The organism is Caballeronia sp. BCC1704, assembly GCF_902833455.1.
Taxonomy (GTDB): domain Bacteria; phylum Pseudomonadota; class Gammaproteobacteria; order Burkholderiales; family Burkholderiaceae; genus Caballeronia.
Genome location: NZ_CADFFT010000001.1, coordinates 205,874 through 230,192 on the forward strand (window position 1 = coordinate 205,874; position 24,319 = coordinate 230,192).

17 protein-coding genes and 2 pseudogenes are annotated in these 24,319 nt (G+C 63.6%); 11 read left to right on the forward strand and 8 right to left on the reverse strand.

The genetic code is table 11. The features are described 5' to 3' along the window. Positions 1-601: 601 nt before the first annotated feature. The 6 genes from HWX53_RS00975 (at position 602) to HWX53_RS01000 (ending at position 5,336) form a co-directional block, all read left to right on the forward strand. Positions 602-961 (forward strand): acyl carrier protein, encoded by a 360-nt coding sequence (locus HWX53_RS00975; RefSeq protein WP_241269808.1) that lies wholly within the window; start codon positions 602-604, stop codon positions 959-961. A gap of 8 nt (positions 962-969) precedes the next feature. Next, entirely contained in the window at positions 970-2,007 is a 1,038-nt protein-coding gene (locus HWX53_RS00980; RefSeq protein WP_175938610.1) for a ketoacyl-ACP synthase III, read from the forward strand. Further along, positions 2,004-2,750, forward strand: a complete 747-nt coding sequence (locus HWX53_RS00985; protein ID WP_175938612.1) for an SDR family oxidoreductase — start codon at positions 2,004-2,006, stop codon at positions 2,748-2,750. The genes HWX53_RS00980 and HWX53_RS00985 overlap by 4 nt, the downstream gene beginning before the upstream one ends. A 7-nt stretch (positions 2,751-2,757) precedes the next feature. Beyond that, entirely contained in the window at positions 2,758-3,387 is a 630-nt protein-coding gene (locus tag HWX53_RS00990; protein ID WP_279612482.1) for an acetyltransferase, read from the forward strand. A 150-nt stretch (positions 3,388-3,537) separates the two neighbouring features. After that, positions 3,538-4,710 (forward strand): aromatic ring-hydroxylating dioxygenase subunit alpha, encoded by a 1,173-nt coding sequence (locus HWX53_RS00995; RefSeq protein WP_175938616.1) that lies wholly within the window; start codon positions 3,538-3,540, stop codon positions 4,708-4,710. Positions 4,711-4,796: 86 nt separating this feature from the next. Then, entirely contained in the window at positions 4,797-5,336 is a 540-nt protein-coding gene (locus HWX53_RS01000) for a hypothetical protein (protein WP_175938618.1), read from the forward strand. A gap of 111 nt (positions 5,337-5,447) precedes the next feature. Here HWX53_RS01000 and HWX53_RS01005 read toward each other — a convergent pair whose 3' ends face one another. Together HWX53_RS01005 and HWX53_RS01010 are read right to left on the reverse strand one after the other, a co-directional pair. Beyond that, positions 5,448-6,440: a ketoacyl-ACP synthase III gene (locus HWX53_RS01005; protein ID WP_175938620.1), complete on the reverse strand. Its 993-nt coding sequence runs from the start codon at positions 6,438-6,440 to the stop codon at positions 5,448-5,450. 65 nt (positions 6,441-6,505) lie between these two features. Further along, entirely contained in the window at positions 6,506-7,651 is a 1,146-nt protein-coding gene (locus HWX53_RS01010) for a DegT/DnrJ/EryC1/StrS family aminotransferase (RefSeq protein ID WP_175938622.1), read from the reverse strand. A gap of 345 nt (positions 7,652-7,996) precedes the next feature. Between HWX53_RS01010 and HWX53_RS27520 the strand changes: the two are divergent. Both HWX53_RS27520 and HWX53_RS01015 read left to right on the forward strand, forming a co-directional pair. After that, positions 7,997-8,359 (forward strand): annotated as a pseudogene (locus HWX53_RS27520) (glycosyltransferase family 2 protein); the annotation flags it as partial. Positions 8,360-8,923: 564 nt separating this feature from the next. Then, entirely contained in the window at positions 8,924-10,777 is a 1,854-nt protein-coding gene (locus tag HWX53_RS01015) for a tetratricopeptide repeat protein (protein WP_244140032.1), read from the forward strand. 31 nt (positions 10,778-10,808) lie between these two features. Here the strand turns inward: HWX53_RS01015 and HWX53_RS27525 are convergent. Continuing rightward, a pseudogene (locus HWX53_RS27525) lies at positions 10,809-11,506 on the reverse strand (transposase); the annotation flags it as partial. A gap of 106 nt (positions 11,507-11,612) precedes the next feature. Between HWX53_RS27525 and HWX53_RS01025 the strand changes: the two are divergent. Then, positions 11,613-11,843 (forward strand): histidine kinase dimerization/phospho-acceptor domain-containing protein, encoded by a 231-nt coding sequence (locus HWX53_RS01025; protein ID WP_175938626.1) that lies wholly within the window; start codon positions 11,613-11,615, stop codon positions 11,841-11,843. A 199-nt stretch (positions 11,844-12,042) separates the two neighbouring features. Continuing rightward, complete coding sequence (locus tag HWX53_RS01030) at positions 12,043-13,125, forward strand: GGDEF domain-containing protein (protein WP_175938627.1); 1,083 nt, start codon at positions 12,043-12,045, stop codon at positions 13,123-13,125. A gap of 4 nt (positions 13,126-13,129) precedes the next feature. Here HWX53_RS01030 and HWX53_RS01035 read toward each other — a convergent pair whose 3' ends face one another. Genes HWX53_RS01035 through flhF form a run of 3 tightly spaced genes read right to left on the reverse strand, consistent with a single transcriptional unit; the run spans position 13,130 to position 16,561 of the window. Beyond that, a complete protein-coding gene (locus HWX53_RS01035; RefSeq protein WP_175938629.1) occupies positions 13,130-13,861 on the reverse strand; it encodes an RNA polymerase sigma factor FliA in 732 nt (243 codons plus the stop codon). Between the two features lie 20 nt (positions 13,862-13,881). Then, on the reverse strand, positions 13,882-14,799 hold the full coding sequence (locus HWX53_RS01040; RefSeq protein ID WP_175940553.1) for a MinD/ParA family protein: 918 nt from the start codon (positions 14,797-14,799) through the stop codon (positions 13,882-13,884). Next, entirely contained in the window at positions 14,792-16,561 is a 1,770-nt protein-coding gene (flhF, locus tag HWX53_RS01045) for a flagellar biosynthesis protein FlhF (protein ID WP_175938631.1), read from the reverse strand. Before flhF ends, HWX53_RS01040 begins: the two co-directional genes overlap by 8 nt. A 309-nt stretch (positions 16,562-16,870) precedes the next feature. Between flhF and HWX53_RS01050 the strand changes: the two genes are divergently transcribed. Further along, a complete protein-coding gene (locus HWX53_RS01050; protein WP_175938634.1) occupies positions 16,871-18,565 on the forward strand; it encodes a thiamine pyrophosphate-binding protein in 1,695 nt (564 codons plus the stop codon). A gap of 454 nt (positions 18,566-19,019) precedes the next feature. Here HWX53_RS01050 and HWX53_RS01055 read toward each other — a convergent pair whose 3' ends face one another. Both HWX53_RS01055 and putA read right to left on the reverse strand, forming a co-directional pair. After that, positions 19,020-20,168, reverse strand: coding sequence for a branched-chain amino acid ABC transporter substrate-binding protein (locus HWX53_RS01055; protein ID WP_175938635.1), 1,149 nt, complete (start codon positions 20,166-20,168; stop codon positions 19,020-19,022). A 98-nt stretch (positions 20,169-20,266) separates the two neighbouring features. Then, entirely contained in the window at positions 20,267-24,196 is a 3,930-nt protein-coding gene (putA, locus tag HWX53_RS01060) for a trifunctional transcriptional regulator/proline dehydrogenase/L-glutamate gamma-semialdehyde dehydrogenase (RefSeq protein WP_175938637.1), read from the reverse strand. Between the last annotated feature and the right edge of the window lie 123 nt (positions 24,197-24,319).

Sequence of the window (24,319 nt, forward strand, 5' to 3'; positions counted from 1 at the left end):
AAGAGGATGACCGGCAACAATTCATGCTGTGGGCATGCTGATACAGCTGCCTGGCTGTAACCATACTTCTCGTTAATGCGGTGAGACTTGCTCGAACGGGTCCTACGACCAGAACAGTGAAGATACAGTTGGGGTGGACTTGGTCGGCCTTGAATGACCTTGTTTTGCCTTGGTTTTGCCAGTTTGCAAGTTGCGTAAGTCGGTGGTTTATAAATGAAATATCGCGCGCGGGTAAAGCTCCGAAGGCAGGGGTTGCTGGTTCGATCCCAGCCGGGCGCGCCAAAAAGATCGTCGGTGTTCAGTCAGTGCAGGTCCCTTCCACCGCACGCACCGCCGTCTTCCCGTCCCCACGTTTCCGCCGCTTCCCAGATCGCTGCACCTCAGCCCACTCGTGTCGTCGGGCTGTCTTCCCGTCCACCTCCCCGTATTGCCCTGATTTAGAGGGGGAATCGGCCTCTGTTGACCGAATTGGATGATCGGGTGCGTCGGTATAGTCCCATCATCTGCCGCCACTCCCGCTCGATGACGGGCGACGTGAGCACCATCCACGTCGTTCGACCGCTCCGACAGGACTTCCGGCAGCCAGGCTTGGCAGGCTGCGATGACAAACGCTCCCGACAATCCTGGTGCATGGTTCTGCGGCATCGACCGCCGCCGAGCCGCCCATTCTGAGCGAATCACCCTTCGCGCCTATGTCGCGATATTCAAGGAGTCATTGATGTCTTCCGTCACCACGCAACTCACGATCGAACAGTTCATCGAACAATTTCTGATTGCCGTCGATTTCCAGGACCCCGTCGAAGTCACGGCGGAAACGGAACTCCTCAGCCTGCCTGAGTGGGATTCCCTCGCGTCGCTCGGCGTCATCGTCATGTTCGACACCGACTTCGGCAAAACCATCTCCGGCGACGACATCAAGAAGTGCGTGACGCTGGCCGACCTGCACAAGCTGCTCGGATAACACACATCATGGGCCTTTCCACTCTGCACAACGTGCGCTTCGCAGGCATGGCGACCTGCGTGCCCAAGCGCGTCGTTGACAACATCGAAGACGCGCCGCCGCAGATCCGCTCGGAGCGCGAGCGGCTGGTGCGCAACATCGGCATCCGGCAACGCCGTCTGTGCCCCGAGTGGCAATGTTTCTCGGACCTCGCATTCGTCGCTGCGGAGAAGTTGCTGGCGGACCTCGAATGGTCACGCGATGAGATCGACGCACTGATCGTCGTCTCGCAGTCGCCTGACTACATCATTCCCGCCACGTCCATCATTCTGCAGGACCGTCTCGGCCTGCCGCACACGACCATCGCGTTCGATGTGAACCTGGGTTGCTCCGGCTATCCGTTCGGCATTCATCTGCTCGGCAGCATGATTGCGTCGGGCGCGATCAAGAAGGGGCTGCTGCTGGTCGGCGACCGCGCCGGTTCAATCAAGGATCCGATCTTCTCTGACGCCGGCACCGCGACCGCGCTGGAGTTCGACGCGAACGCCGCGCCGATGTTCTTCAACCTGAACAGCGATGGCAGCGGACACAAGGCGATCATGCTGCCCGTCGGCGGTCATCGCGAGCCTGTTACGACGCAACACACGCTTAAGTATCAGGACGAGAACGGCTTCATGCGTTCGCCGATGGATCTGATCCTCGACGGGACGGCTGTCCTCAGCTTCTCGACGCAGCGCGTGCCGCCCGCAGTCGACACGCTGCTGAACTACGCGAAGGCGGAGAAGGAGCAGATCGATTACTTCGTCTTCCATCAGGCGAACCGCATGATCAACGAGACGATCCGCAAGAAGCTCGGCCTCGCCGCGGAGAAAGTGCCGTCGACGCTGCATGACTTCGGCAACACGAGCGGCGCATCGCTGCCCGTGACGATGACCGCGCGGCTTCACGACACGCTCGACGACGCAAAGCATCGGCTGCTGCTGTGCGGATTCGGCATCGGGCTGTCATGGGGCGGCGCGATCGTCGACATCGAATCGGCCAAGTTCCCGGCGCTGATAGAGGCATGACCGTGCAAGATGCATTCTCACTCGGCGGCAAACGCATACTGGTGACGGGCGCTTCGTCCGGCATCGGGCGGCAGATTGCCGTGCGCTGCGCGCAGGCTGGCGCAACGGTGATCGCGACTGGACGCGACGAGGCGCGCTTGCGTAGCCTCATCGACGAACTGGGCGGCGAAGGTCACGGCTATTTCACGTGCGACCTGGGCAACGACGATAGCATCAAGCAGCTGGCGCAAGACGTCGGCAAGTTCGACGGCATCGTGCACAGCGCGGGCATCGCTGCGCTGGCACCGTTGAGGCTTGCATCGCGCACGCACATCGAAGACCAGTTCCGCATCAACGCGTTGGGCCCGATTTTGCTGACGCAGCAGCTTCTTGTCCGCAACGCGGTGAACCGCGGTGGCTCGATCGTGTTCATCTCATCGATATCGGCACATATCGGCGTGGCGGGTGTCGGGGCATATGGCGGCAGCAAGGGCGCGCTCGAAAGTATGGCGCGCGTGTTGTCGATGGAAGTTGCCAAGCGAGCGATTCGCGTCAACTGTCTCGCGCCGGGCTCAGTGGAGACGCCCATGCTGCAGGCGGCGCGGCGCACGACGGACAGCATCGACGAAACGGCCGCCCGTTATCCGCTGGGATTGGGACTGCCGGATGACGTTGCCTATACCGCCATCTTTTTTCTTTCCAGCGCAAGCCGATGGATCACGGGCACCACGCTCGTGATGGACGGCGGGCACACGGTCGGGTAATTCAGCCATGCGTAAGAGGCTATTGATTATCGGCGGCGGCGGTTTGGGCCGCATCGTACACGACGTGCTGTCGAAAGACGCCTCGCTGCGCGACGAAATCGAGCTTGGCGGATTCCTCGACACGCGCGCGGACGTCGCTATACCGGAAGGCCTGGATTGCGCTGTCGTCGGCAATCCGCTCGACTACAAGGTTCAGGAAGGCGATCTGTTTATCCCCGCGGTCGGTGATCCCGTTTGGCGCAAGAAGCTCGTGGCGCCGTTGCAGGCGCAAGGCGCGGCGTTCTTCAGCTTCAAGAATGGCGCCTCCGTGGCAGCGCGCGTGCGGATCGGCGAAGGCACTTTCGTGACGCCAGGCGCGGTCGTTTCGACGGACTGCGTGATCGGTGCGTTCACCTATATCGATACCTACACGATCGTCGGACACGACGTCACGGTCGGCGAGCATTGCATGATCGGTGCAATGACGTTCATCGCGGGCGGCGTGAATATCGGCGATGGCGTGACCGTCAATCCGCGCTCGACGATCGCGAAGGGCGTCACCATCGGGGCCGGGGCGACGATCGGCATCGGCTCCGTCGTCGTCAAGGACGTCCCGCCGGGCGTCACCGTTTTCGGCAACCCCGCACGGACGATCTGAACGCTTCCAAAGGCGGCTCGACTCCGACGCCGCGTCCGATGCTGCGCGGCCGGATTGGCACGCGCGTCGCGCTAGGTTCCGCGAAAGGCACCGGGCCGCCTGCAAGCGTGCGTCTTTGCATCGAACTCACCCCAGTGACGAATATTTGCCATGATTGAACCTGTCCTGCCACCCGCCTGCTATACGGACCAAGCGTGGTTCGATCGTGAGCAGAAAAAAATCTTCGGCGAACTTTGGCTGCTCGTCGGTCTCACGCAGCAACTGCAAGACGAGAACAGCTTCATCGCGCGTAACCTGGGCGGCGTGCCCGTGCTCGTACAGAGGGTCGACGGGAAGCTGCGCGCTTATCGCAACGCCTGCGCCCATCGTGGCATGCCGATTCAGCAGGCCGACTGCGGCAAACGCAAGCTGATCTGCCCGTATCACAGCTGGACCTATAACGGCGATGGAAGCCTGCGCGGCATCCCGAACGACAAGCTCTACCAGATCTGCAAAAGTCAACGAAGCGAACTGCGTTTGCAGACGTTCGCGCTGGAGGTCGTCGGCAACTTCCTGTTCGTCAATCTGAGCGCGGAACCGATACCCATCACCGAACAATACTCGAGCGACATGCTGCTTGTGCTCGAGGGCATATCGGCGTACTTCGCGCCCGAAGTGTCGTACACGACGTTCAACGTCGATTACAACTGGAAGCTGAACTTCGAGAACATTCTCGACTGGAACCACGTTTCGTTTGTGCATAAGGACACCTTCGCGCCGCTGCTCGAATATTCGAGCGACGGTGCGCAGCATGGCGCGTCGACGATCACTTCTCCATTGTTCGGAGAAGGGCGTCCTTTTGCGGACGTCGAATTCTACTCGGGCGAAATACCGGCGCGTCCCGTCGAGCTCGCGGATCTTTCGCAGCTCAGGCGGTGCAGCTTGCCTTATGCGCCTCGCTGGTATTCCGGCTTGTTCGAGCGGGCGGCGGATCCAGGCGCGCTGGTCAACTGCCTGCTGTTTCCCAACGTGAATTTCGGCTCAATCCACGGCGAGCACTTTTTCTTGCAGCAGTATGTGCCCGTCGCGCCGGACAAGTTCGAGTACCACTCTTGGGTTTTCACGACACAGCTCAAGGACGGCACGCCGCCGCAGCCGCATCTGCTGTGGGGCATCCATCATGCGGAAAAACGGGTCGTCGATGAAGACGTGGTTTTGCTGAATACGCTGCAAAAGTCGCTGAAGTCGGGTTCGCCCATCAACGTGCTGGGCGACCACGAGGCGCCGCTCGCGGCGATGGGCACGTGGTACATGCAACATCTGAACGAAGAAGGTACGCCATGAAGTCTCTGCTGATCGCCGGTCTCGACGATTCTCTGCGCGACGTCCACGCTCTTGCATTGCAGACGCATTCACAACGCAATGTGTCGATGCTGCACATTCCGTCGAAGGACTACTACGTCTTCGATCTGCGCGAACTCCAACGCTTCTCGCCAGAGGAGTGGGACATCGCCATCGCTGTCAACGAGTTCTATATAAACGATGTGAGACGCGCGCTCCACGAGGCGACAGCCGCGCTCGGCTATCGCGCGGTCTCGCTTGTTTCGCCCCGTGCGCAGATAGCCTCGGACGCAGTCATTGGTGAAAACACGATCATTCACGCGGGCGCTTTCGTCGGTGCCGGCAGCAAAATCGGCCATCACTGCGTGCTGCGTCCGAACGTCGTGATGACGGAAGAAGTCACGGTCGGCGACTATGTGACGCTCGAAGCCAATGTCTCGGTCCGTGAACGGGCGACCATCGGCGACTTCGTCACCCTCTGCGCGAACAGCAGTCTTGCACGGGCGTCTGTGATCGGCGCGCATTCATACCTGAACATCCCGCGGCAGTATGCGGGCAAGATTGCCCCCAACACCTTCATCTCGCCGCAATTCGAAAACCCAGTGCGCGTGCTGCCCAGTCACGCGTGAGGACGTAAGCTGAAGCAGAAGGCGTACGCTTTCCCGCTGCAAAAAAGGCACGACTTACGCAGTCGTGCCTTTTTGCTTTTTTGGCGTCACTCGGTTGACGCCGGTTTGCCATTACGCCGGAAAATTGCCTGCGTATTCGAATAGCGCAACGCCCCAGGACAACCCGACGCCGAACCCGACCGTCATCACGATATCGCCGGGCTCGAGCAATGCCATCTGTTCCGCGAGCAGAATAGGCACGGAGGCCGAGACGGTATTGCCCATATACGCGCAATTGTTCGGAACCTGCTCGTCACTGAGCCGAAGCTTCTTGGCCAACTGCGATGTCACGAAGTCGTTCGCCTGATGAAAAACGAACTTCCTGATCTGACTGATGCTCAGCCCGGTATCGCTCAACGCCGTTTCGACCGCTTTCGGGACTTCGCGCAGTGCGAAATTGAAGATCGCTGTGCCATCCATGTAGATGCCGGGCGCGTGCTCGCTCGGTCGAATAGCGGACCCCTGAGCGACGAACGCATCGTATCCCGAGCCGTCTGCGAAGGTGCGGCAGTACAAGAAGCGCAATCCTTGCGGACGCGTCGAGAATTCGCATGCCGTCGCGGCATCGCCGAACAGCACGCGTGTCGTGATGTCGTCGCGCCGAAGCAGACGCGAGTACGTATCGGCGTTGATGAGCACCGCGCTCTTCTCTGTCGGGAACGACCGCTGCAACGCAACGACTGTCTGTGTTCCCAGAACGAAGCCGGAGCAGCCCTGGTTGATGTCCATGACGAGGCAATCGTTTGCCAGCTTCGCCCTACCGTGAACGCGCGAGGATACGCCCGGAATCAGATGATCGGGCGTTTGCGTGCAGACGATCAACGCGCTGACGCCCGTAGCGGGGCTCGCTGCAAGCAGCTGTTGCGCGGCCGCGAATGCGAGGTCGCTCGTATATTGATCGGGACCTGCGACAGGCCGGCTGTGCACGCCTGTTTTTCGCACGATGCGCTCGTAATTCGCATCGGCAATGCCCAACGTCGAAGCGTCGTTTTGCTCGATTCGCTCGCCCTGAACGACTACGATCGAATTCAGGTAGACGTCGGGCATGGACAGCACATTTGACATAGAAGATACCTTGATAAATGGCGCACGGACCCGGTACAACGGCAGCGCGCTAAGGCCATGGCCGCTTACGCGTGCGCCAGTTCGTTGGCGCGATCACGCACCGTCGCTGCCGCCAGCACCAGTTCGATGATCCTGTCCTGCGTGTCGCTGTCGAGTGCCGGGAAGATGGGCAGGCACAGCACTTCGCGGGAGATAGCCGTCGCCACGGGCAGATTCGCCGATCCCGCCGACGGCAGTCCACGGTAGCTCGGAAACTCGCTGATGAGGGGATAGAAATACCGCCGGGCGAGGATGTCTTCCGCACGCAGCGCATCGTAAAGCGCGTCGCGCGTGATGGGGAAATCTGCCGTCACGCGGACCGGGAAATACGAATGGTTGCGCGTACTGTCGACGGGAGCGACAGGCAGCAGCAGTCCCTTCACGCCTGAGAGCGCCGCCTCGTAGCGCGCCGCAATCCGCGCGCGCGCGACAGAAATCCTGTCCATATGCTGCAACTGCAAGAGCCCGAAGGCCGCCTGCAGTTCGTTCATTTTCGCGTTGATGCCGGGTTTTACGACGGTGACTTCATCGGCGAAACCGAAGTTCTTCAGATGGTCGATGTGGCGCTTGGTCTTGGCATCGTGGCAGATGATCGCGCCGCCTTCGAACGTGTTGAAGATCTTCGTGCCATGAAAACTGAGCACCGACATGTCGCCGAACTTCAGCACGGACTCGCCCGAGCGGCGCACGCCGAACGCATGAGCCGCGTCGTAGAGCACGCGCAGGCCATACGTGTCGGCGATCCGTTCGATCTCTTCGACGTCGCACGGGTTGCCGTAGACGTGAACGGGCAGGATAGCCGTGGTTTGCGGCGTAATGGCCGCTTCGATCTTGCGCGGATCGAGGTTCATCGTCACGGGGTCGATGTCGGCGAAGACGGGCTTGATGCCGTTCCAGTGCAATGCGTGCGTCGTCGCGACAAAGCTGAACGGCGTCGTGATGACTTCGCCCGTCACTTTCATCGCCTGCAACGCGGTGATCAGTGCGAGAGTGCCGTTCGAGAACAGCGACAGATACTCGACGCCCAGGTATTCGCAAAGCGCCGCTTCGAGCTGCGTGTGAAAGGGGCCGCCATTGGTCACCTGCTTGCTGTCCCAGATTTGCTGCAGATACGGAAGGAACTCCTCGAGGGGAGGCAGGTAGGGCTGAGTGACCGGAACGAGTGTTTGCATGGCAGACGCGAATGAGCGGAATGCGCAATGGGCGCACGTCCAATGAAACGAGAATAGCGTCGGCCATGGCAATCTGATCGACTGATCAAGCGGGCCAAACGCTGCTATTTCAAGGGATGGTTCGCTCGCGCGGGCGCGCGAGGATGAGCAAGCGAAATTCAGCGCGACATCGGGCGCGACATCAGTTGCGAATAAGGACGAAAACGCCTCGCTGTTCCCTGGATGGCGTCGAATGACTGCTCGCTATTCTGTATGCAAGCCGTCGTGCCATGAATGCCCGGGCGCGGCCATGCAACTTCAGGCTGCCGATGTGCGCCCTCTTTCTCGAACAGGACCCGCTTTTCCATGACCACCGTCAGCATCCTCATTCCCGCGTTCAAGCCGGACTATCTTGCGAAGGCAATCGCGAGCGCGCAGGCACAGAGCTTCGCGGACATCGAAATCCTGGTCGGCGACGACACGGCGGACGGTCGCTTGCGCCCCATCGTCGAGAGCTTCGACGATCCGCGCATTCGCTATTTCCATCATGCCAGCGGGGACGCGCGTCGCAATTCGTTTCTGCTGTTCGAACAGGCACGCGGCGAGTACATCAAGTGGCTTTACGACGACGACCTGCTCATGCCGCGCTCCGTGGAAGCGTTGGTCGACGCGCTGCGTCAACATCCCGGTTCGGCCATCGCCGTTCATGAGCGCGTCTTGATCGACGCCGACGACAACGTCCTGCACACGCCACCGCCCCTCGTTCCGGCCGGCCAGATTGCGTTGGTCGAACGTCCGGCACTCGTCGAGCACATGGTCGCGCTGGCGAACAACTTCATCGGCGAGCCCAGCAACATCATGATGGTGCGCGATGCCGTCGACATGTCGACGGTCATGTTGTACCGCGGCTGGGACATCACGTTCCTCAACGACGTCAGCATGTATCTGAACCTCGCGGAGAAGGGACCGCTCGTGCTGCTGGGCGGCTATCTGAGCTGTTTCCGCCGGCACGGTACGCAGAATTCGGGTGTCGCGAGTCCCATTCTCGTTGCGGGCTACTACGAATGGGAAGTGATGGTGCGCGGCGAGGCGGCTGCGGGTCAGATGTCCGCGGAAGCGTTGATGCGCGCAAAAGCGCAACTGACTCGCTTGTACACGCATGGCATCGACACGCTCGGCATGGTCGAATTGCAGCCATTGCGTGACAACCTCGACGAGCTGGTCAAACAGCCGACTGCAGGACTCTATGCGTCTCCGCGCTTTCGCGCCGACGCGGCAATGGCGAACGAAAAGATGCACGCGCGCGCGGCGGCCCGTCGGCGGACGCCGGAAGCCAATGTGGCCGCTGCCGCGAAGCCCGCGACGACGAATCCCGCTGTCGAAGCGCTGCTCGCGCGCGCCGTCGAATGCCATCAGGCCGATCGGCTCGACGAAGCGGAGACGCTGTATCGCGAGATCCTCGCGACAGATCCGAACCACCCCGAAGCGCTGCATCTGCTGGGCCTCGTTGCTCACGCCTTCGGCCAATACGCGACAGCCTCCGAGCTGATCATGGCCGCCATCGCGGTTCGACCGGCGGCCGGGTTCTATTACAACCTCGGCAACGTCATGCAGGCGGACAACCGGCCCGCTGCTGCCGTCGAGTGCTTCCGCCAGGCGATCGCGCAGCAGCCCGACTATATCGACGCGTACAACAACCTCGGGATTGCGCAGCGCGCGATGCACGACCTGAGCGGCGCTGTCGATTCGTTCGTCAAGGTCGTGTCGCTGAAACCTGATCACGCGCAAGCCTATAACAGCCTTGCCACGACAATGATGGAGCTCGACGAACTGGATGCCGCCATCGAGTCGTACAGCACGGCCATTGCGTTGCGTCCCGAGTTGCCGGCGCCGCGCAGCAACCGGTTGTTCGCGTCGAATTACTACAGCGAAGTGACGCCCGCCGCGTACCTGGAGGAAGCCAAAGGTTTCGACGAAGCCATCACGCAGGGCGTTACGCCGTACCGTGACTGGCTCGTCGAAGCGACGCCCGCGACCAGCCGAGCGTTGCGCGTCGGCATTGTGTCGGGCGATCTGAAGGAGCACGCCGTCGGTTATTTACTCGAAAGCGTCGTGAATCATGTCGATGCAGCGCGCGTGGAGTTGCACGCGTATGCGACGCGCGATGTCGAAGATGCGCTGACGCTGCGCATTCGTTCGCGCTTTGCGACGTGGACGAGCCTCGCCGGCATGACGGACGATGCCGCCGCCGCGCGCATCCGCGACGATCGCATCGACGTGCTGATCGATGCATCGGGTCATACGCAGTTCAACCGCCTGCCCGTGTTTGCGCGCAAGCCCGCGCCTGTGCAGGTCAGCTGGCCCGGCTACTTCGCGAGCACGGGTGTGCGCGCGATCGACTACATGCTCGGCGACCGTTACGTGTTGCCGGAGAGCGAGGCTCACCACTTCACCGAGCGCGCGTGGCGGATGCCTGACAGCTATTTGTGCTTCACGCCGCCTGCCGAGCAGCTGGACGTAGGCAACTTGCCGATGCTCGACAACGGACATGTGACGTTCGGCTATTTCGGCAAGCTCGCCAAGATTTCGGATCAGACAGTGACGCTGTGGTCGCGCGTGCTGCATGCCGTCGCGCATTCGCGTCTGTTCATCAAGGCGCAGAATCTCGATCTGGATCACGCCCGCGAGTCGATCGTCGCGCGTTTCGCTGCACACGGCGTCGATGCATCGCGCCTGATCCTGGAGGACCGTTCGCCGCGTGCCGAGTATCTGGCCGCGTATCGTCGGGTGGACATCGCGTTGAGCCCGTTCTCGTATCCGGGCCGCACGACGACGGCGGACGGCCTCTTCATGGGCGCGCCAGTGCTGTGCCTGCGCGGCGAGCGGTTTCTGTCGCACATCGGCGAAAGCATTTTGCATGCGGCCGGTCTGCCCGACTGGATCGCACAAAGCGAAGAGGACTATGTCGCGAAAGCCACGCAGTTCGCCGCCGATGCGTCGCAACTGCAAGCGCTCCGCAGCGGCCTGCGCGCGCAACTCGTCGCTTCGCCGCTGTGCGACGCTCCCCGCTTCGCGAAGCATCTGGAAGACGCGTTGCATGGCATGTGGGCGGCGCACGTCGCGGCCATCGAAGCTGTGGCGGGATAGCCAGCCGGGCGTGAAGGCGTCGTGGATCATGCACGACGTTCTGCACACCGCGCGGCTTCAGGTCATTAACCGCGCGTGGCCAGAACTTCGCGCTTTCGGTTTGTTTCACCCAGAGCCTCGGCCCGCCACGCGGGCCGTCGCGGCCCACGCCCAGCGCCACGTAGATCGCCTTGTTGCGGACTACGCCTTCGTCGCGGATCTTGTCCCGCAGCGCGAGGAACGCCCACGGGATACATCGGCTCGGGCCGTCTCTGTTGACCGTCGCGCACCTCGTCGATCGCCCTGCCGGTTACCGTGCTGACGAAGTCCGCAGTTACTTCGATGCCGTGCATCGCCAGAAGGAAATCGCGGATCTCCCGCGCTACGTGGCGATGATCTTGCCGTCGAAGCCGCCAAAGCGGGGCTCGCCCTTGGCAATGAGCACCGGATGGAAGTTCCCTTCGCGGTCGCGCGGAATCTCGATGTCGAGAAAGTCGTCGTCTGTCGTGAAGCGCTCGTGGCTCGTGCTGTCGAGGTGCGCGCCGTCTTCGCGTAGCCCGTCTCGTAGCCGAGGTGCGCGTCTGCTCGCCGCCTAGCGCGCGCTCGGAAATCGTCTTCTTTTGCGCGGCCAGTTGCTCTCTCATTCGCGCGGTCAAGCGTTGCGGCCACCAGTCGCTGGATCAACTCGGGGTCGGGGCTCAGTCCTTCGCCCGATTCGCTCGTTGTTTCTTTCTTACGTTTGCGTGGCATAACAAGGCTCCTTGGCCGTCAGTTCATGCCTCGAAGAATCGCCGCGTCGAAATAACGGCTGTGCCGCTTCCGACGAACTGGGTGGTGAAGCCTCGTGGATGACGGCATGGACGAATTCCTTGCCATGCTCGCGCATGAGTTGCGCAATCCGCTCGCGCCGCTGCGCACCACACACGAGGTTTCGGTTAGGCTCCACGGCGCTGGCTTCCGCGTGCGCTCCAAGCAACTCGGACGCGCCCGATCGAGATTGACTCGCTCGGTCCGGTCTGCCGAAACAGGCACCGGCTTTACCGGCCATGCTGATTCACCGCTGCTCGGCGTACAGGAAGGCCCTTGATTGCACGCTCTACAACGGCATAGTGAAAGACAAAGGTTTGCTGGTTCGATCCCAGCCGGGCGCGGCAAGTCGCACATCTGTCGCTTCGTCGTCATCCCCCACGAAACTCAAGCAACGCAACGCTTTGCCGTTAACCCTACGGCCGACCGCGCCCATTCCGACCGCGTCGATCGAACAAAAACAAAATCGAGGGGTTCACATGCAGCAGGCCCACCACCCGCCACGCTGGCCTCATGCGTTCGCATGGGCGGCGCTTCGGCATCCCGAACGCGAGCAAGCCACGCTGCGCGTCGTGCTCGGCGCGGCGGTGCTGCTTGCCTATGCTGCGTACGCGTGGTTTAACCCTTCGCGCGATGCGTCGCTGGTCGCGCAAATTGTCGGGCTCTATGTGGTGTACGGCGCGGTCACGCTGCTGATCGTCAGCCGGATGGCGTCGCCATCGAAGAAGCGGCTCATCGTCACGACCATCGCCGATCAGGCGCTCGTCGGCGCCGCGCTCGCCGCAGGCGGCGAAATCGCGCTGCCGCTCTTGTGGGTGGTTTTCTGGTTTCTTATCGGCTCGGGCTGCCGTTACGGCAAGCGCACGCTCGCCGTTTCCTGCGCCACCGCGATGACCGTCATCGGCGCGCTCGCGCTCTGGCAGCCGTGGTGGAACGCTAACCTGTCCGCCGCGCTCGGGCTCGCGTTGAGCGTGCTGGCGGCATCGGTGTATCTGACGGTGCTCGTCGATCGTCTCGGCAACGCCAATCGCGATCTCGCGCGTCAGGCATCGACCGATCCGCTCACGGGTCTCGCGAACCGCTACGCGCTGGAACACATCGTCAATCGCACGATGTCCGACGCCACGCAGGACACCGTCCTGCTTCTGATCGACCTCGACGGCTTCAAGGAAGTCAACGATACCTACGGCCACGCAGTCGGCGACCTGCTATTGCAGCAATTCGCCAACGTGCTCGCCCGCCGCATGTCCAACAGCGACACCGTGGCGCGCCTGGGCGGCGACGAGTTCGTGGTGCTCGCGCTTCAGGCGCAGAGCCGCACGGCCGTCCTCGCGATCACCGAGGGCATTCACACGGCGCTCGCTTCGATCACGTCGGTGGATGGCCGGCCGGTTTCGGTCTCGGCGAGCATCGGCGCGTGCATGCTGTCGAGCGCCGCCGACGCTCGCCACGCCGACATCCACGCCGTGCTGCGCGCCGCCGACCGCGCGATGTATCGCGCGAAAAGTCTCGGCATCGGCAAAACGGTGTTCGCCGAAGCGCGAGACTTCGAAGCCGGCTAGCGCATTACGCCTCGACGCTCGTCCACGACTGCTCGCGCAGCTTCGCGCGCAAACGGGCGACCGCCTGGCTGTGCAGCTGACACACGCGCGATTCGCTCACTTCCATCACCGCGCCGATTTCGCGCAGGTTCAAGCCGCGTTCGTAGTAGAGGCTCATCAGCAGCTTCTCGCGTTCCGGCAGCTTGTCGATGGCTTCGATCAACGCGCCGCGCAGGCTGTCGTCGAGCAGCGCGGACAGCGGGTCCGAACGGTCGACGCAATAACGGTCGAGGAAGGGCTCGTCGTCGGCGGAGCGGTCGAAGTCTTCGTAGTAGATCAGCTGGCTGCCGTGCAGGTCTTGCAGCATCGACTGATATTCGTCGAGCGGCATCTTCATGTGCTCGGCGATTTCCACTTCGCTCGCGGCGCGGCCGAGGTTCTGCTCGACCTTGTGCACCGCCGATTCCACTTCGCGCGACGTCTTGCGCATGCTGCGCGGCAGCCAGTCGTTCGCACGCAGTTCGTCGAGCATGGCGCCGCGAATGCGCTGGCTCGCGTAGGTTTCGAACTGCGCGCCCTGATCTTCCTTGTAGCGGCTCGCCGCATCCAGAAGACCGATCATGCCGGCCTGAATCAGGTCGTCGAGATCGACGCTCGCCGGCATCTTGGCGACGAGCTGAAGTCCGAGCCGACGAACGAGCGGCGCATATTTAGTCAGGACGTCCGACTGTGAGAGTTTGCCTTGGGCGTTGTACATCTGAGTCACCTTAATCTTGATCACATCGACGCCGTACTGGTCAATGCATGACTGGAAAACATCGACGCCATGCGTCCCGTCTCCCGTCCGCCCTTGTCAGCCTCGCCAACCGAAAACCGCGCGTCATTCCGGACCTGCGTCTCGCTCCCTGACGGCGCGGGACGCATCGGCCAATGCAGAAGCTCCGCCGCGATCTGCCGGTAGTCGCGCGCCGCGGCTGTCGCCGGGAACGCTTCCACCACGCAGCGCGAGAGCTCCTTCGCCCGAGTGACGCGCGCATCCTCGGACACATACCCTGCCTGCACGAGCGACACGGCCAGATACCGGCTCGCGACGCCCGACAGGTTGTCGAACGCGACCGCCGCGTCGGCCGGGTTCTGCACGTGATTCACGAGCACGCGGAACTGGCCGATCGCATGGGCGTAGTGCAGACGCTTGATGCACGCGTACGCCTCGGTGATCGCGGACGCGGCCACCCGCGTCACGATGAGAAAGTCATGCGCCTGCGCCGCGAGCGACGAGAGCGCGCCGTATCGATCGAGCTGCGCGTCGATCAGAACGATGTCCGCCTGACCGTCGAGCAGCGCGCGGCACTGCGCGGCGTCGTGGCTGATGCGTTCGTCGCGTGGCGCGGCGAGCAGCGAGAAGCCGAACGGCGTGCGCGTCACCGCGTCCTGAAGCGCTTCGCGGCCCGACATCACCGCGGCGAGCGCTCCTGCGCCCGACGTTCCGGCGAGGCGCGCAGCGGATGCCGCGTTCGCCCGCTCGTCGATCACGAGCACGTCCTTGCCATGCACGGACAGCGCCGCGCCCAGATTCACGACCGCCGACGTGCAGCCGATGCCCGCCGGCCCGCCCGCCACCGCCACCACGCGCGAACCGCCTCGCGTGAGCAGCCTTCTCAGACCTTCGGCCTGATCGAGCACGAACTTATCCAAAGCGGACCTCATGCAGTTCGGTGGTGGCGCGCGCGGACAATGCGGAGAGCAGTGCCGGCACCTCGTCGTCCTGCGGCACGAAGGGCGAACCCTCGCGCGGAATGCAGAACGCGCTCTTGATCAGAAAACGCTTGGTCGCGACGTACAGGTTCTCCGGCACCTTCTGGCCGGTCGAGACGTAATGCACCGGCAGCTTGTAGCGGATGACGGTATCGAGCACGCCGCCGAGATTCGTCGCTTCGTCGAGCTTGGTCAGGATGCAGCCCGCGAGCGGCGGCTGATCGGCCGCGCTCTTGTAAGCCTGCACCACTTCGTTGAGCGTGTCGCCGTGGCTCGTCGCGTTGAGCAGCAACAGGCGCTGCACCGGATGACCCGCGCCGCAGAGCATCGAAATCTGGTCGGAGACCATGCGATCGCGCTGGCTCATGCCGATGGTGTCGATCAGCACGATGTGCTTGTTGCGCAACTCCGACAGCGCGAGTTGCAGGTCGGCGGCGTCTTTCACCGCGTGGACCGAGACGCCCAGAATCTTGCCGAAGATGCGCAGTTGCTCGTGCGCGCCGATCCGGTAGCTGTCGGTCGTGAGCAGCGCGACCTTGCTCGCGCCGAAGCGCATCACGCAACGCGCGGCGAGCTTGGCCGTGGTCGTGGTCTTGCCGACGCCCGTCGGGCCCATCAGCGCGAACACGCCGCCGCGTTCCATCAGCGCGTCTTCGCTCGCCATGACCGGCAGGTTCGATTCGAGCACCTGCTGCACCCATTCCATCGCGTGCTCGGCGCTTTCCATCTCGGGCATGTTGTCCACGACCATGCGCACCAGTTGCGCGGAGAAACCGGCCGCGAACAGGCGCTTGGTCAGGCCGGCATTGCCCGGGCTGCGGCGCTGGCGCTCGCCCCACAGGAGACCGGAGAAGTGCTCTTCCATCATCTCGCGCATCGACGAGAGCTCGTGCATCACCGTTTCGTTGACGACTTGTTCCATGCGCGCGCGAATCGCGTCGGTCACGACGGCGGCCGCGTTCGCGGGCAGACCTTCGAGCGCGCTGTCGGGCGAGGCTTCCGCTTGCGGCGCGCCCGCGTTGATCTTGTGGGCGGCGCGGCGCGCGGCGACTTGCGCGGCTTCGCGCGCCCAGTCGGGCGTGTCGATCTTCGGCTGCGCGGACTCGCGCAGCGCGTAGTTGCTCGGCTCGGGCTTGTCGGCGCGCTTCTCGGCACGCTGGTCGGCGGCTTTCGGCGCGGATGCCTTCGGCGGGACCGGCACGCCGAGACCTCGCGCGATCGCAGCGGATGCCGAAAGCGGACGATTCGACGGCGTTGCGGCCTGCTCGGCGATGCGTCGCGCGTGCTCGATCAGCCACGGGTTCGATTCGGCCATCGTGCGCGGTGCTTCGTCGGCAAAGGCGTCGCGCGGGGCGTCGTGGTGATCGAGGTCATCTGCATGGACTTCCGGATTCGCGCCGAAAACCGACGAGAACACGTCGCCGCTCGCGTACGGATTCGCGGCGGCCGGTTGCTTCGCGGCCACGGCGGCTGCGGCTTGCGCGAGCGCGGAGCGCGGCGTGGCGCTCGGGAATGCGGCCGGCGCCTGTTCGTGCGCGGCCGGCGAAATGGATGCGATGTCGCGATCCGCCACGCCCACGATCTCGACCGAACCGTCGTCCAGCGTGCGATTCGACAACACGACGGCATCGGGGCCGAGCGCTTCACGAACCTGGCGCAGAGCGTCGCGGCTGTTCGCGCCAATGAATTTACGAATGTTCAAACTTGCCCCCGATGAGGTATGAGACTGCGATCTTTGCGAGGCGGGCGCTGCCGGATGTTTTGGAGCGCCCGCTTTTCAGTGAAGCCATTATTGCGAAGATGCCCTTCGGCCTATCGCGGGATAAAGGGTGGGAAACAGGGGTATTTCGACTGATGGACGACGCCCGGACGATCCCGGGGCGCCGAGCCGGGAAAAGATTCCGCTTGTATTCCGCTTGTTAGCGGACAACGGGCCGCGCGGCGGCGTAAGCTCTAGGGCTCAACGCGCAATGCCCGGCTTCGGCCGGAACACAACAGGAGACTTGACCGCATGACCTCCGACGCTTCCTCCGCTCTTTCCCGCCAGACCACCGGCGCGCGTCTTGTCGTGGATGCGCTCGTGCACCACGGCGTCGAGCGCGTCTTTTGCGTGCCGGGCGAGAGCTTTCTCGCCGTCCTCGATTCACTGCACGACGAGACTGCGCAGATCCAGACCATCGTCTGCCGCCACGAGGCCGGTGCGGCGAACATGGCCGAAGCCGTCGGCAAGCTGACCGGGCGGCCGGGCGTCGCCATCGTGACGCGCGGGCCGGGCGCGACGCACGCGTCTATCGGCGTGCACACCGCGTATCAGGACTCGACGCCGATGATCCTGCTCATCGGCCAATGCGCGCGCGACCATATGGATCGCGAGGCGTTTCAGGAAATCGACTATCGCCGCATGTTCGGCCAGATGGCGAAGTGGGTCGCGCAGATCGACGATCCGCGCCGCGTGCCGGAGTACATGAGTCACGCGTTTCATGTGGCGACGGCGGGGCGGCCCGGGCCGGTCGTGCTCGCGCTGCCCGAGGACATGCTGACCGAAGCGTGCGAAGCCGTGCCGCCCGCGCCGCATTACCAGCGCGTCGCGGCATCGCCCGCGCCCGCGCAGATGGAGCGGCTGCGCGATCTGCTGGCGAATGCGAAGAAGCCGTTCGTGATCGCGGGCGGCAGCGGCTGGACCGAGGCGGCGACGCAGGATTTCGCCCGTTTCATCGAACGATGGCAACTGCCGGCGGGCTGCGCGTTCCGCTTCCAGGACACGCTGAACAACGAGCATCCGAACTACGCGGGCGATGTGGGCCTCGGCATCAATCCGGCGCTCGCCGCCCGCGTGCGCGACGCCGACGTGCTCTTCGTGCTCGGCCCGCGCATGGGCGAATCGACGACGGGCGGCTACACGCTGCTCGACATCCCGAAGACGAAGCAGACGCTCATCCACGTTCATCAGGGCGCGGAGGAACTGGGGCGTGTGTATAGCGCGGACTTGCCGATCGTTTCGGGGATGCCGGAGATTGCGTCGCTGCTGGCTTCATTGGAACCGCCTGCCGAGATTACCTGGGCCGGAAGCGCCGACGCCGCGCACGCCGCGTATGTCGACTGGCGCAAGCCGCGCCCGATGCTCGGCGACGTACAGCTCGGCGAAATCATGCGCACGCTCTCGGAGCGCTTGCCCGCCGACGCGATTCTCACGAACGGCGCGGGCAATTACGCGACGTGGCTGCATCGGCATTACGCGTACCGGCACTTTCGCTCGCAGGTCGCACCGACGAGCGGCGCGATGGGCTACGGCGTGCCGGCTGCAATCGCGGCGAAGTCGCTGTATCCGGAGCGCACGGTGATCGCGTTTGCGGGCGACGGCTGCTTCATGATGGCGAGCCATGAAATCGCGACGGCCATGCAGTATGGGCTGGCGGTGATCTTCGTGGTGGTGAACAACGCGCAGTACGGCACGATCCGCATGCATCAGGAGCGGCATTATCCGCATCGCGTGCATGGCACGGGGCTCACGAACCCGGATTTTGTCGCGTATGCGCGGGCGTTTGGGGCGCACGGGGAGCGTGTCGAGGCGACTGAGCAGTTCATGCCGGCATTCGAGCGCGCGGTGAGTTCGGGGCTGCCGGCGGTTATCGAGATTCGTATTCCGCAGGATCAGAGCACGCCCGGGGCGACGCTGGAGCAGGTGCGGGAGCAGGGGAGGAAGTGAGATCGCCTTCTTGGCTGCCCCAAGCGTCGGGCATTGCACCGGCTCTTGGGGAAGAGTCGAGGTAAGACGGCTGATGATACGTCTAAAGCTAATACGGAAGGCGGACCTCCCGCAGGCGAAGACGATTCTTTTCTGGGAACTAAATTGAAGCGCGCGCTTCTTTATGCCGGACTGTTGGTCTTTGGCGCGCTCGTCGCCGGTATAACCAGCTTGTATCTCGTGCTGCCGGATTCAAACACGCCCTGCGGCGATGAATGCGGTGGTCGAGCATTGGCGACGGCAATTGAAAGCGCGGTAGGCAGTGCGCTCGTATTCTTGTTCGCGGGCATTTGCCTGATGCGCCGTCGGCGACGCGATCGAATCTAGGACGGCAATTCGCGCTATCTATGGCAAACGGCCCGCCGCGCTTGCGCGCGCCGGGCCGTCCAAGTGAAGCCTGAGCTACTTACAGCGCTTACTTCCCACCCACGCTCTGCAACGTCGTCCACTTCCCGCCGACGACCTTATACAGCGTAATCCCGCCGTTCTTCAGATCGCCCTTCGCGTCGTACGCGAGGTGGTTCGTCGTCACGCCTTGCATGTCGGTCTTCGCGAGCACCGGCAGGTACTTCGCCGGGTCCGTCGAGTTGGCCGCCTTCATCGCGGTGAACATGGCCATCGCGCCGTCGTACGCGTACGGCGAGTACGTCTGCACGTCTTCGTTGAAGCGCTTCTTGTACCTCGCTTCGTACGCCGCGCCGCCCGGCATTTCATTCATCGGCAGACCAGCGAGCGATGCCACCGTGCCTTCCGCCGACTCACCCGCGATCTTGATGAACGTGTCGGTCTTCACCATTTCGCCCGCCATCAGCGGCGCGCGGAAGCCGAGCGTCTTCATCTGCTTGACCATCGGCGCAGCCTGCGAATCCGCGCCACCGTAGTACACGAGGTCCGGATTCATCGACTTGATCTTAGTCAGAATCGCCTTGAAGTCGACAGCCTTGTCGTTCGTGAATTCGCGATCGACGATCGTGCCGCCCGCCGCCTTCGCCGCCTTCTCGAACTGGTCGGCAAGACCCTGGCCATAAGCCGTGCGGTCATCGACGATGGCGATCTTCTTGACCTTCAGGTTCTTCACCGCGAACTCACCCGCGACCGAGCCTTGCTGCGTGTCGGACGTCATCATGCGGAAAGCGGTCTTGAACCCCTGCGTCGTGTATTCCGGCGCGGTGGCCATCGCGATTTCGGGGATGCCGGCGTTCGCGTAAATGCGCGATGCCGGAATGGTCGTGCCCGAGTTGAAGTGGCCAAGCATGCCCTTGATGCCATCGTCCACGAGCTTCTGCGCGACGGTCGTGCCCGTGCGCGGGTCGGCCTGGTCGTCCGCCGAATCCAGCACGATGCGAACCGGCTTGCCGCCGATCACCGGCTTCGTCGCGTTGAATTCCTCGACCGCGAGCGTGATGCCGTTCTGGAAGTCCTTGCCGTAGTGGGCTTGCGCGCCGGTCATCGGGCCGGCGAAGCCGACCTTCACCTCGTCTGCCTGCTGTGCGAATGCGGTCCCCGCGAACGACAGGCCGGCGAGCGTCATGGCGGCTGCCAGCTTGGTCATCGTGTGCTTCATAGCTTCTCCTAATACCAGTGTGGATGGCAGCTTTTTGCCGGGATCGCCGTGCCTGCTGCCGTTTGTTTTGAATTTGTCTGAACCGGGCGCCGCAAGTCTCAACCGATCGTCATCAAATTCGCGTTACCGCCCGCCGCCGCCGTGTTAACGCTCACCGAGCGTTCCGTCAGCAGACGTTCGAGCGCGTAGTCTTCGCCGTCGTGGCCAGCGTCGGCGAACGTGCCCGCCGCGACGCCCTGCACCGATACGATCGGCCCCGGGCGCTTCGCGACTTCCTTCACCAGCGACAGCAGTTCGTCACTGTCGCCTTCGAACAGCACGGCATCGTAGCCGGCTGCCGGATCCTTGCTCACCGACGCGTGCGCCTTCAGCGCGGGCGGCAGCGATGCCACCAGTTGCTCGCCCGCCGATCCCGCGAAGAGCGCCTTGTTGCCGGTCGCCAGCACCGCGGCGAATTGCGCTCGCGCGCCGCTCGCCGTCGATGCGACGCAGAACACCGTGCCGCGCGCGCTCAACGTGTACGTGTTGCGCTCGCCCGTCGGACCGGACAGCACCGCCGTCGCGCCCGCGAGTACGTGTTGCAGATAACCGTCGCAACGCGCGGCCGTCTGCGGGTCGCGTTCGCCGATGGCCCAGTCGCGCAACGCGGTAAGCGCGGCGGCGGGCGTGTTGGCGGCCGGCGTTTCATCGACGACCAGCGTGCTCGCGAGCGACTTCGGCAAGCCGGTCGGGCGCTTGGCCAACAGACGCTGCAAGTACAGCGCACCGCCCGCCTTCGGACCCGTGCCCGACAGACCTTCGCCGCCAAACGGTTGCACGCCGACCACTGCGCCGATCACGTTGCGGTTCACGTAGATATTGCCCACGTGCGCGCGCTGAATCACATGCGCGATGGTTTCGTCGATCCGCGTATGGATGCCGAGCGTGAGTCCGTACCCCGTCGAGCGAATTTGGTCGAGGAGTTTATCAAGAGACGCACGGCGGTAACGCACCACATGCAGCACCGGTCCGAACACTTCGCGCTTCAGCTCGTCGATGCTTTCCAGCTCGATCAGCGTCGGCGGCACGAAGGTGCCTTGGGCGCACGCATCGGGCAGCGGCTGCTGCACGACCTTGCGGCCCTTCTCGCGCATCGCTGCGATGTGCGCGTCGATGCTGCGCTTCGCGTCGGCGTCGATCACGGGACCGACATCCACCGACAGGCGGTCCGGGTTGCCCACGGCGAGCTGCTTCATCGCGCCGGTCAGCATGTCGAGCGTGCGGTCGGCGACATCGTCCTGGAGACAAAGAACGCGCAGCGCCGAGCAGCGTTGACCGGCCGAATCGAACGAAGACTGCATCACGTCTGCGACGACCTGCTCCGCGAGCGCCGACGAATCGACGATCATCGCGTTCTGGCCACCGGTTTCCGCGATGAGCGGGATCGGGCGGCCGTCGGAATCGAGGCGCTCCGACAGCGTCTTGTTGATGAGGCGCGCGACTTCCGTCGAGCCGGTGAACATGACCGCACGCGTGCGGGCATCGGCGACCAGAGCCGCGCCGACGGTTTCGCCATCGCCCGGCAGCAGTTGCACCGCGCCCGCCGGCACGCCGGCTTCGCGCAGAATGCGCACGGCTTGCGCGGCGATCAGCGGCGTCTGCTCGGCAGGTTTCGCGAGCACCGGATTGCCCGCCGCGAGCGCGGCCGCGACCTGACCCATGAAGATGGCCAGCGGGAAATTCCACGGGCTGATGCACACCACCGGCCCGAGCGGGCGATGCGTGTCGTTCGAAAACTCCGCGCGAATCTGCGACGCGTAGTAGCGCAGGAAATCGACGGCTTCGCGAATTTCCGCGATCGCGTTCGGCAGCGACTTGCCCGCTTCGCGCACGACGAGGCCCATCAGCGTGTGCATCTGCGCTTCGAGCAGGTCGGCGGCGCGCGACAGGCAATCAGCGCGGTCTTCGACGGGCGTCGCCTGCCAGATCGGCGCGGCGGCCACCGCGTTCGCGAGCGCCGCGCTTACCTGTTGCGACGACGCCTCGACCACCGTGCCGACCACATCGCGATGATCCGCCGGATTGCGAATCTCGCGCGCGACGCCGTTTTGCGGATCATCGCGTTCGAGCATCGGCACGGCTTGCCACGGATGATTCGCGCTCGCGAGCAGGGCCGACGACAGCGACGCCAGCCGATGCTCGTTCGACAAATCGAGGCCCATAGAATTGAGGCGCTCGTTGCCGTAAAGCTGACGCGGCAGCGGAATCTTCGCGTGCGGCGCGCCGAGCGGCGTGATGGCTTGCGCTTCGTCGATCGGATCGCGCACGAGATCTTTCACTGGAACCGATTCATCCGCGATGCGGTTCACGAACGACGTGTTCGCGCCGTTCTCCAAAAGACGGCGAACGAGATACGCGAGCAGCGTTTCGTGCGTGCCGACCGGCGCATACACGCGGCACGGACGGTTCAGCTTGTCGCGGCCGGTGACTTCCTCGTACAGCGGCTCGCCCATGCCGTGCAGGCACTGGAACTCGTACTGGCCGGGATAGTAGTTCTGTCCCGCGAGGTGATAGATGGCCGACAGCGTGTACGCGTTGTGCGTGGCGAATTGCGGATAGACGGCATCCGGCGCGCCGAGCAGCTTCTTCGCGCACGCGAGATACGAGATGTCCGTATAAATCTTGCGCGTGTAGACCGGATAGCCTTCGAGGCCGTCCACTTGCGCGCGCTTAATTTCGGTATCCCAGTACGCGCCTTTCACGAGACGAATCATCAAACGGTGACGGCTGCGGCGCGCGAGATCCACCAGATAGTCAATCACGAACGGGCAGCGCTTCTGATACGCCTGCACCACGAAGCCGATGCCGTTCCAGCCCGCCAGTTCCGGATCGAAGCACAGCGCTTCGAGCAGATCGAGCGAGAGTTCGAGACGGTCGGCTTCTTCGGCGTCGATGTTCAGGCCGATGTCATAGCGCCGCGCGAGTTGCGCCAGCGCGCGCACGCGCGGCAGCAGTTCGCTCATCGTGCGTTCTTGCTGCGAGCGCGAGTAGCGCGGATGCAGCGCCGACAGCTTGATCGAAATGCCCGGGCCTTCGTAGATGCCTCGCCCGCCGGCCGCCTTGCCGATCGCGTGAATGGCCTGCTCGTACGACGCGTAGTAACGCTGCGCGTCTTCTTCCGTCGTCGCGGCTTCGCCGAGCATGTCGTAGGAGTAGCGGAAACCGCGCGCTTCGAACTTGCGGCTGTTCGCGAGCGCTTCGGAGATGGTCTCGCCGGTGACGAACTGCTCGCCCATCAGACGCATCGCCATATCGACGCCCTTGCGGATCAGCGGCTCGCCGCCCTTGCCGATCATGCGCGTGAGCGCCGACGAGAGGCCGGCTTCGCTATTCGTCGTCACCAGTTTGCCGGTGATCATCAGGCCCCACGTCGCGGCGTTGACGAACAACGACGGCGCCTGGCCCATGTGCGAGCGCCAGTCGCCCTTGCTGATCTTGTCGCGGATCAGCGCGTCGCGCGTGGCGCGGTCGGGAATGCGCAAGAGCGCCTCGGCGAGGCACATCAGCGCCACGCCTTCCTGACTCGACAGCGAGAATTCGTGAATCAGACCTTCGACGCCGCCGCCCTTGCTTTTCGCGCGGAGCGTTTCAACGAGCTTCGTCGCGAGCTTTTCGGTGTCGGCGGCGACGGTGGACGGCAGTCGCGCCTGACCGATCAGAAACGGCACGCACTCCGGCTCAGGTCGGCGATACGCCGCCGTGATCGCCGCGCGCAGCACGGACTGCGGTTGCACGTTCTGCGCGAATTCGAGGAACGGGTGCGGCGCGCCGTCTTCGTCGCCTTCGACAGTCGCGGCGTCGCTCATCTCCGAGGTGCCGTTCGCGCCCGAGAGTTCCGGCGGAAGCTGGCCGTGCTCGATCCGCTCCAGATACGCGAAGATCGCCTGCTTGATCAGCCAGTGTGGGGTGCGTTCCAGTCGCGTGGCGGCGTCTTTCAGCCGGGACCGCAGCAAATCGTCGACTTTCACGCCAAGGGTTGTGCTCGCCATATTTCCTTCGTTTGCCGGTCACGCTTACCCGGCCAGGGACCTAAAAGTTGGCGAATCGTACTCCGCTGATATAAAAGGTGCAACCGGCATTTTCGAGAGGGTTGCACCGCGTCGAAACCCTTG